Below are 8,745 nucleotides of genomic sequence, written 5' to 3' on the forward strand. Positions count from 1 at the left end.
CGCAGGGCGCAGCCATCGATTGCGGGGCTCATAGCGCAAATGGCGACGGAAAGAAACCGTGGTGGAAAATGGACTTGAAAACGGGCAGCCATCATCTTCCAAGCGTGCCGTCATTCCGGACAAGCCGCGCCAGCGGCGCCGCTCCGGAATCCATCCTAAAGCGCCGCGCCCGACGATGGATTCCGGGTCTTTGCTCCGCTCGCCCGGAATGACGGAGCGGATTTGATAACGTTCGTGCCCTTGACGACTCAGGCCCGTCGGGCGATCCCGCCGCCCCTTGCGGGAGAGAGCGATGCGGATGCGGTGGGTGATCGTGGCGGTGGGAATGGCGGTGAGCGCGCAGGCCCATGCTCAGGACGGCGCGCAGATGATGACGCTGGCCGAGGTCAAGCAGCGCCGCGCCGAGCTCGCCGGGCTCTTCGTCCGCGTTGAGAACGTAACTATCTCCGGCTTCACCATGGCGCGCGGCGGCTTCGCCCACGACGCCAGCGCCACGGTCCGCCTCGACGACACCGGAATGCCGCAGGAGACGGTCACCTATCTCGAACGCCATTGTGCGAAGCCTGGCGCAGCCGCCGCCGCGCCGGCCGGCTGCCGCGGCGCGCTGGAGTTCACGGTGGCCCCGGTGCAGGGCGCCTTCGCCATCATTGACGCGCAGTTCATTCCGCAGCGGTAGGCAGCCCGGGGCGGCGCCACCCGGCACTTACCCCCGCACCCCGGCCGCCTCCAGCAGTCGCCCAGCGGCCGCCCTCGCCTCTTCGGTGATGCTCGCGCCGGCCAGCATGCGGGCGATCTCCTCGCGCCGCGCCTGGTCTTCCAGCCCCGTCACGCGCGTCACGGTGCGCGAGGCGGCGTCGCCCGGCAGGGCCGATTTGGCGATCAGGAAATGCTGGGCAGCCTTCGCCGCGACCTGCGGCGCATGCGTCACCGAGATCACTTGGACCTTGCCCGCAAGCCGCGCCAGCCGCTCGCCAATGGCATCCGCCACGGCCCCGCCGACGCCGGTGTCGATCTCGTCGAAGACCAGCGTCGGGGCCGAGCCGCGCTCGGCCAGCACGACCTTCAGCGCCAGCATGAAGCGCGAGAGTTCGCCGCCCGACGCAACCTTCATCATCGGGCCGGGCCGGGTGCCGGGATTGGTCTCGACCCAGAACTCGACACGGTCGAAGCCTTCGGGCCCCCGTGCCGTCTCGTCACTGTCGATCCTCGTGATGAAGCGGGCGCGCTCCAGCTTGAGCGGCGGCAGTTCGGCCTTCACGGCGGCGTCGAGCTTTGCCGCCGCCTTCTGGCGGGCGGCCGAGAGCTTGACCGCGAGCCCGACATAGGCCGCCTCGGCCCGGACGAGGTCCTCCTCCAGCCGTCCGAGAGAGATCTCGCTGTCGTCGAGGGCGGCGAGATCGGCCGCCATGCTCTGCGCCAGCGGCACCAGCCCCTCGACCGGCACGTCGTATTTGCGCGCGGCGCCGCGCAGCGCGAAGAGCCGCTCCTCGACGCGCTCCTGCTCGCGCGGATCGTATTCGGCGGCGCGCATGCCTGCCGAGAGCGTATCGCCCGCCTCCTCGAGCGCGACGAGCGCGGTGTTGAGCGCGGCCAGCGAGGGATCGATCAGCGACGGCGCCTGTCCGGCCCGGCGCTCGAGGCGACGCAGAACCGCCGAAAGCGCGGCGATCGGCGAGCCCTGCCCGGCCACCGCCTCATGCGCGTCGATCAGGTCGCGGGCGACCTTCTCGGCCTGCATCATGCCCTGGCGCCGCGCGGCGAGCGCCTCCTCTTCGCCGGGCTGCGGCGACAGTTTGCCGAGTTCGGCGACGGCATGGCGCAGGAAATCCGCCTCCTTGCGCGCCGCCTCGACGCGCAGCCGCTGCGCCTGCAGTGCCTGGCGCGCGCGCTTGAGCGTCTCGCTGGCGGCGACGACCGATTCGGCTTGCGCCTCCAGCCCGGCGAAACCGTCCAGGATGACGCGATGCTGGGCCGGGTCGGTCAGCGCCCGGTCGTCATGCTGGCCGTGGATCTCGACGATCGCCGCCCCGATCATCCGCAGGATCTGCACGCTGACCGGCTGATCGTTGACGAAGGCCCGGGTGCGCCCGTCGGCATACTGCACGCGGCGCAGGATCAGATCGCCGTCGGTGTCGATTTCCTGCGCCTGCGCCAGCCGGCGCGCCTGATGGTCTCCCGGCAGGTCGAAAACCGCGCTGACCTGGCCTTGCGCCTCGCCATGGCGCACGAGGCCGCCATCGCCGCGCCCGCCGAGCGCCAGCGCGAACCCGTCGAGCAGGATCGATTTGCCGGCGCCGGTCTCGCCGGTCAGCACGCTCAGCCCGTCGCGAAAGGCCAGGTCGAGACGGTCGATCAGGACGATGTCGCGTATCGACAGTTGGACCAGCATGGCACTCAGCGCAGGCTCAGGAAGCGGGGCATGCGCGGGCGACCTTCATCGAAGGCGGCTAGATCCGGCCGCCGAACCCGACGATGCCCACGACCGCGCGCTGGAAGCCCTGGAAGGCGCGGCTGATATAGGAGCCGCGATCCTCGCGCGGCTGCAGGCCGCCGCTCTCGAGCAGGACATAGGCGTCCTTGTACCAGGGGCTGTCCGGGAAGTTGTGGCCGAGCACCGCGGCGGCCGTCTGCGCTTCGTTTGTGATGCCCAGCGCCATATAGGCTTCCGTCAGGCGCATCAGCGCTTCCTCGACATGGCGCGTGGTCTGGTACTTGATGATGACGTCGCGGAAGCGGTTCACCGCGCCGGTGTAGTTGCGCTTCTCGAGATAGAAGCGCCCGACATTCATCTCCTTGCCGGCAAGCTGGTCGCGCGCCACAAGGAGCTTTTCCTTCGCGTCGATCACATATTCCGACTTCGGATATTTCGCGATCAGTTCCTCGAAGGCCGCGATGGCGAGCTGGGTCCGCTCCTGGTCGCGCGTCGCGTCGGGGATCTGGTTGAAATACGACATCGCCATCAGATACTGCGCATAGGCCGCATCGGGGCTCGCCGGGTTCTGGGCGATGAAGCGCTTGGAGGCGGTGATCGTCTCCTCCCACTTCGCCGCCTGGTAATTGGTGTAGGCGGCGAGGATCAGCCCGCGGCGCGCATAGGGCGAGAACGGCGCGCTCTTGTCGATCTCGTCGAACTTCTTGGCGGCACCTTCGCTATCGCCGTTCTGCAGGCGCGCGAGCCCTTCATTGTAGAGCCGGTCGGCCGGGACGACCTCCTTGACCTCGGGCTTGTAGACCTCGGGCCGGTCGAAGGGATTGAGCGACGAGACGGTGTCGCAGCCGCCCAGCAGCAGGGCGGCGCCGAGTGCGAGGGCCGGGCCCTTCGCCATCGATTCGGCGCGCTTGAATGTCGGGTTCTTCAGCCGCATGACGCTCACGTCGTCCGTCCTCTTGTCATCGTCCCCGCATCGGTGGGGATGCATGCCTTACCTCAGACGCCGATGGCGCGCCACTGCCGAAAGCAGGAGCCCACGGCGGCAGCGACGTCTATTCGACAGAAAACCGGCAGCAGGAAGGCGCGCGAGCGCGAAACGCTCAGTGCACGTCCGGCGCGAAGGCCGCAGGCGCGGCGGCGGCCATCTGCACGGCCCGCGGCGCGGCATAGACCGGCTCGGCCTCGACGATGGCGTAATTGGCGCGGTCGGCGAAGAGCGCCTCCAGAATCCGCACGTTCATGCGATGCCCGCCGCAATAGGAGCGGAACTCGCCGATGATCGGGTAGCCCGCCAGAGCGAGATCGCCGATCGCATCCAGGACCTTGTGGCGAACGAACTCGTCGCCATAGCGCAGGCCTTCGGCGTTGATGACCTTGTCGTCGCCGACAGCGACGGTGTTGTCGAGCGAAGCGCCCAGCGCGAAGCCGGCCTTCCAGAGCTGCTCGACATCGCGCATGAAGCCGAAGGTGCGTGCGCGGGCGATCTCCTGGGAATAGGCCGAGGCCTCGAGGTCGAAGACCTTGCGCTGGCGGCCGATCACCGTGGTATCGAAGTCGATTTCGACATCGAGCCGGAAGCCGGCCTTGGCCGGCAGCAACTCGGCGAAGGCGCGGCCATGCTCGACGCGCACCGGCTGCAGGATGCGCAGATAGCGGCGCGGCGCCGAAAGCCCGACCAGGCCCGTCGCTTCGATCGCGGCGACGAATTCAGCGGCGCTGCCGTCCATGATCGGCATTTCAGGCCCGTCGATCTCGACCAGCACATTGTCGAGGCCAAGACCGGCGCAGGCCGACATCAGATGCTCGATGGTCGCGACAGAAGCGGAGGCGCCGTCACCGATGACCGTGCACAGCTCGGTCGCGCTGACCTTGGTGTGCTTGGCATGGATCAGCTGGGCCGGCGCATTCTCGAGACCCTTCCGCAGGAACACGATCCCGGAATTGGCACTGGAGGGCTTGAGGCAGATCGTTGCGGGAGCTCCGGAATGGACGCCGATACCGGTCAGGGTAACGGGGGCCCGCAGGGTCGTCTGCCGATCGAAGCTCATTCCGGTATCCAATCCTGATCGCGAACGACGCCGTTTCATCGGGGGCTTTCCCCGCGGGGGCGGTTCGTCTGCGATGCGTCCTGAGTCCGGGGCCGAGCCTTGGCCGGCTCCCGTCTGTCGTGGTGCGGCTGCAACATAAGCTTTCCGAGCATGGTCACAAAATCACGCTTTCTTTCGCTCTGTTACAGGGTTCGACGCCGCGAGGATGATCTCTATCGAATTGGATTGATTGAGTTTTTTGACAAGGCAAATCCCGGCGCGCCGATGGCGCGCCGGGCGATGTGACAGCCGCTCGAAAGCGCTGAGCTCAGTTGGCTTGCCGGCGCAGGAAGGCCGGGATCTCGAGATGATCCTCCTCGCTCGTACGATTCGGCGCGGCGCGGCCATGCGGATCGAGCTGCCCCTGAGCCGGCCGCGCGACCGGCGCCGCCGGACGGCGCATATATTCGGCATGGGCCGCGCTCGGGGCCTGCGGCATCGCCGGAGGCTGCGGCGCCTGGCGCACCGGGGCCGGCTGGGTCTCGGCCGCCTCGTCGTCCTTGCGGCCGAACCCGACCGAGGCGAGGCGCTGCATCAGCGACATGCGCTTCTGGTCGGCGGCGCTGGGGGGCAGCGGCGCCGCCTGGGCGCCGCGATGGGCGGCGATCTGGGCCTGCGCCGGGATCGGCAGATCCTCGACGCGCGGCATACGGGTCGGACGCACCACCGAGCGCTCCGGCATCGGCGGAATGAAGCTCTCTTCGAGCATCGGGGCGGGCTCGGGCTGATGGATGGGCTCGGGGGCCGCCGCAACCATCACCGGGCGCGGCTGCGCCGGGGCGATGCGGATGTCCTCCGACAGACCGTGCGGCGCGCTGTCGATCGCCTGCGGCATCCGCATCTCGAGCGGCGCCTCGGCAGCGACCGGCGTGGGCGCCGGGGCGGCCTGGCGGACCGGGGTCGCGGTGCGCAGGCGGGCCTCGGCCTTCAGACGCTCGGCGACCTGGGCGATGCGGGCCTCGGTCTCGTCCATCTCGGCCTGGGTCGTCACCGGCTTGTCGATGCCCGTCGCGACGACGGAGACACGCACGATGCCTTCCAGCGCCTCGTCGAAGGTCGCGCCGACGATGATGTTGGCCTCGGAGTCGACCTCCTCGCGAATGCGGGTGGCGGCCTCGTCGACCTCGTAGAGCTTCATGTCGCGCCCGCCGGTGATCGAGATCAGCAGGCCGCGCGCGCCCTTCATCGAGACGTCGTCCAGCAGCGGGTTGTTGATCGCCGCCTGCGCCGCGTTCAGCGCGCGCTTGTCACCCTGCGCCTCGCCGGTGCCCATCATCGCCTTGCCCATGCCGCGCATCACGGCGCGCACATCGGCGAAGTCGAGGTTGATCAGGCCGGGACGGACCATCAGATCGGTGATGCAGGCGACGCCGGAATAGAGCACCTGGTCGGCCATGCCGAAGGCATCGGCGAAGCCGGTGGTCTCGTTGGCCACCCGGAACAGGTTCTGGTTCGGGATCACGATCAGCGTGTCGACCGCTTCGTTCAGCTCGCTGATGCCAGCTTCCGCCATGCGCATGCGGCGATGGCCCTCGAACTGGAACGGCTTGGTGACGACGCCGACCGTCAGGATGCCCATGTCGCGGGCGACGCGGGCAATGGCGGGAGCCGCCCCCGTGCCGGTGCCGCCGCCCATGCCGGCGGTGATGAAGACCATGTGCGCGCCGGCGAGATGGTCGCGGATCTCGTCGATCACCTCCTCGGCAGCGGCGCGGCCGACTTCGGGCTGCGATCCGGCGCCGAGACCCTCGGTCACCTGCAGGCCCATCTGGATGATGCGCGAGGCCCGCGACAGCGCGAGCGCCTGGGCATCGGTATTGGCAACCACGAAATCGACGCCGTCGAGACCGGCCTCGATCATGTTGTTGACCGCATTGCCCCCGGCGCCACCGACGCCGAACACCGTGATCCGGGGCTTGAGTTCCCGGATGTCCGGGGCTTGCAGATTCATCGCCATGGTTGCCTCTTTTGATCCTTGTCCGGCGCCTGGCGGGAGCCGTCCCGATTGCTACATTCGACGCCGTGGCTCCCCCGCCGCGCGGGCTTGCCGGTACTCACTCTGCTTTCGAACGGAGGGCCATGACGGCCTTCCGCTCAGAAACTCTCCTTCAGCCACCGTCCGACGCGCGAGAAATACCCGTCGGATCCGGTGGCGAAATACGCCGTGCCCGCGCGGGGCTCGAAATGTTCGACATGGGCCACCTGCGGATAGACCAGCAGGCCGACGGCCGCCGCGAAGGCAGGGCCCTTGCCGGCTTCGGGCAGGCCCTTGATGCCGAGCGGCCGGCCCGTACGAACCTGGCCGCCGAGAATCCGCCGCGCCACCTCGGGCAGACCGGTGAGCTGGCAGGCACCGCCCGTCAGCACGACGCGGCGCCCGGCCTGGGCCGAGAAGCCGGCCTGGGTCAGGCGGTCGCGCACCAGTTCGAGGATCTCCTCGACGCGCGGCTTGATGATCCGCACCAGCTGCGACTTCGGCAAATGGTTGGGCGTGTCGCGCTCGTCGTCGTCGACCTGCGGCACGGAGATCATGTCACGCTCGTCGGAGGCGCTGGCAATGCAGGAGCCGTGCAACGTCTTCAGCCGCTCGGCGGCCGCGACGCGGGTCGAGAGCCCGCGCGCCACGTCCATGGTGATGTGGTTGCCGCCGACGGCGATCGCATCCGCATGCATCAGGTGGCCGCCCGAGAACACGCCGAGGCTGGTGGTGCCGCCGCCCATGTCGACGACCACGACGCCCATCTCGGCCTCGTCGTCGACGAGCACGGACAGACCTGAAGCATAAGGCGTCGCGACCACCGCCTCGACCTCGAGGTGGCAGCGCTCGACCGCCAGCATGACGTTGCGTGCGGCCGAGACCTCGCTGGCGACGACATGCATGTCGACAGAGAGCTTGCCGCCGATCAGCCCACGCGGATCGAGCACGCCGGGCACGCCGTCCAGCGCATAGCCGGTCGGCAGGGCATGAAGCACGGCCTTGCCGGGCCGCAGCGCATGGGTGGCGGCATGGGCGAGCACGCGCTTGACGTCGCCATCGCCGACCGAGCCGGCGCGCAGATCGACGCTGGCCGCGTAATGCTGCGAGGCGAGGCGCCCGCCCGTCAGGTTGACGATGACCGACTGGACCTCGACCTTGGCCATGCGCTCGGCGGCGTCGACCGCGGCGCGGATCGCCTTCTCGGCGCTTTCGAGATCGATGATCGCGCCACCCTTGAGGCCGAGCGAGCGCTGATGGCCGATGCCGATGATGCGCGCGACATGGGTGCGGCCGCGCAGCCGCTCATTGGCCTCGGCCGGGTTCAACTCGGCGATCAGGCAGACGACCTTGCTGGTCCCGATGTCGAGAATCGACAAGGTCGCGCTCTTGCGCGACGAGAGCGGGCGCATCCGCGGCGTCAGGCCCTGGGAGGTGACGTGGTTCATGCTTCGCCTCCCTTCTTCCTGGTCTTGCTCTTGAGCTGGTCGGCGCGGGCGGCAGCGCCCTCCTCGGTCAGCCGCATGACGACCCGGTCGGGCTGGCGCAGGTCGATCGCCAGCAGGTCCTTCTCGAAGATCCGGAAATCGGCCTGGAGGGCGGCCAGCCGCTTCACGGCCGCAGCCGGCTCCGCCTCGGGCAGGCGCACATCCATGCCGTTGTCGAGCTTCAGATTCCAGCGCCGGCCCGCCACCAGCGTCGCCGCGCGGATATGAGGAGCGATCGGGCCGGCCTCGCTGCGCAGAGCGAGATATTCGCGGGCGCGGTTGTTGGCATCGACGCCGACGACCAGCGGCAGATGGGCGAAGCGCCCGTCATCCATCTTGTCGATCACCGTGCCGTCGGCGGCGATCACGAACAGCTCGCCCTTGACCTGCCACAGCGCGAAGGGCTCGCGCTCGACCAGCGTGATCGCGACCTCGCCCGGATAGAGCTTGCGGACCGTGGCCTCGCGGATCAGGGGCGCGGATTCGAGACGCTTGCGCGCCTCATCGGCGTCGAAGAAGGCCAGCGAGATCTTGGGGTCGATCCCGGCCGCGACGAGAACCTCGACCTCGGAGAGTTCAGCGATGCCGGAAATCGTGACGCGATCGATGCCGAAACCGACGAGGCGGGCCAGCATGTGATGCGGCTCGCCGTAATTCGCACGCAGCGTCTCGAAATGGCCGCCGAGCAGCGTCCCCGTCCCGATGCTCAGGCCGAGAAAGCCGAGCGCCAGCCAGGTGCCGAGCCGGCGCGGCAGGCGCTGCGCC

General features: G+C 68.9%; 7 protein-coding genes. 1 reads left to right on the forward strand and 6 read right to left on the reverse strand.

Going from position 1 to position 8,745, the window contains the following annotated elements:
• The first annotated feature begins 292 nt into the window (after positions 1-292).
• Positions 293-676: a hypothetical protein gene (locus Q8M82_RS11250; protein ID WP_305691443.1), complete on the forward strand. Its 384-nt coding sequence runs from the start codon at positions 293-295 to the stop codon at positions 674-676.
• A gap of 27 nt (positions 677-703) precedes the next feature.
• Here the strand turns inward: Q8M82_RS11250 and recN are convergent, their stop codons facing one another.
• The 6 genes from recN to Q8M82_RS11280 form a co-directional block, all read right to left on the reverse strand.
• Positions 704-2,389, reverse strand: a complete 1,686-nt coding sequence (recN, locus tag Q8M82_RS11255) for a DNA repair protein RecN (protein ID WP_305691444.1) — start codon at positions 2,387-2,389, stop codon at positions 704-706.
• A gap of 58 nt (positions 2,390-2,447) precedes the next feature.
• Complete coding sequence (locus Q8M82_RS11260; protein WP_371126321.1) at positions 2,448-3,365, reverse strand: outer membrane protein assembly factor BamD; 918 nt, start codon at positions 3,363-3,365, stop codon at positions 2,448-2,450.
• Positions 3,366-3,531: 166 nt separating this feature from the next.
• Positions 3,532-4,479 carry a UDP-3-O-acyl-N-acetylglucosamine deacetylase gene (lpxC, locus tag Q8M82_RS11265; RefSeq protein ID WP_305691445.1) on the reverse strand — a complete coding sequence of 316 codons (948 nt, stop codon included), beginning with the start codon at positions 4,477-4,479 and terminating at the stop codon, positions 3,532-3,534.
• A 307-nt stretch (positions 4,480-4,786) separates the two neighbouring features.
• A complete protein-coding gene (gene ftsZ, locus Q8M82_RS11270) occupies positions 4,787-6,475 on the reverse strand; it encodes a cell division protein FtsZ (RefSeq protein ID WP_305691446.1) in 1,689 nt (562 codons plus the stop codon).
• 137 nt (positions 6,476-6,612) lie between these two features.
• A complete protein-coding gene (gene ftsA, locus Q8M82_RS11275; RefSeq protein WP_305691447.1) occupies positions 6,613-7,941 on the reverse strand; it encodes a cell division protein FtsA in 1,329 nt (442 codons plus the stop codon).
• The coding region (locus Q8M82_RS11280; RefSeq protein ID WP_305691448.1) for a cell division protein FtsQ/DivIB at positions 7,938-8,745 on the reverse strand (808 nt) is incomplete at its 5' end. The genes ftsA and Q8M82_RS11280, both read right to left, overlap by 4 nt.

The organism is Allobosea sp. (assembly GCF_030694325.1).
Classification (GTDB): domain Bacteria; phylum Pseudomonadota; class Alphaproteobacteria; order Rhizobiales; family Beijerinckiaceae; genus Allobosea.

Bases quoted from the DNA above. Each gene is read 5' to 3' on its own strand.
- Q8M82_RS11250 (WP_305691443.1), top strand. From the start codon at position 293: ATGCGGATGCGGTGGGTGATCGTGGCGGTGGGAATGGCGGTGAGCGCG.
- recN (WP_305691444.1), bottom strand. From the start codon at position 2,389: ATGCTGGTCCAACTGTCGATACGCGACATCGTCCTGATCGACCGTCTC.
- Q8M82_RS11260 (WP_371126321.1), bottom strand. From the start codon at position 3,365: ATGCGGCTGAAGAACCCGACATTCAAGCGCGCCGAATCGATGGCGAAG.
- lpxC (WP_305691445.1), bottom strand. From the start codon at position 4,479: ATGAGCTTCGATCGGCAGACGACCCTGCGGGCCCCCGTTACCCTGACC.
- ftsZ (WP_305691446.1), bottom strand. From the start codon at position 6,475: ATGGCGATGAATCTGCAAGCCCCGGACATCCGGGAACTCAAGCCCCGG.
- ftsA (WP_305691447.1), bottom strand. From the start codon at position 7,941: ATGAACCACGTCACCTCCCAGGGCCTGACGCCGCGGATGCGCCCGCTC.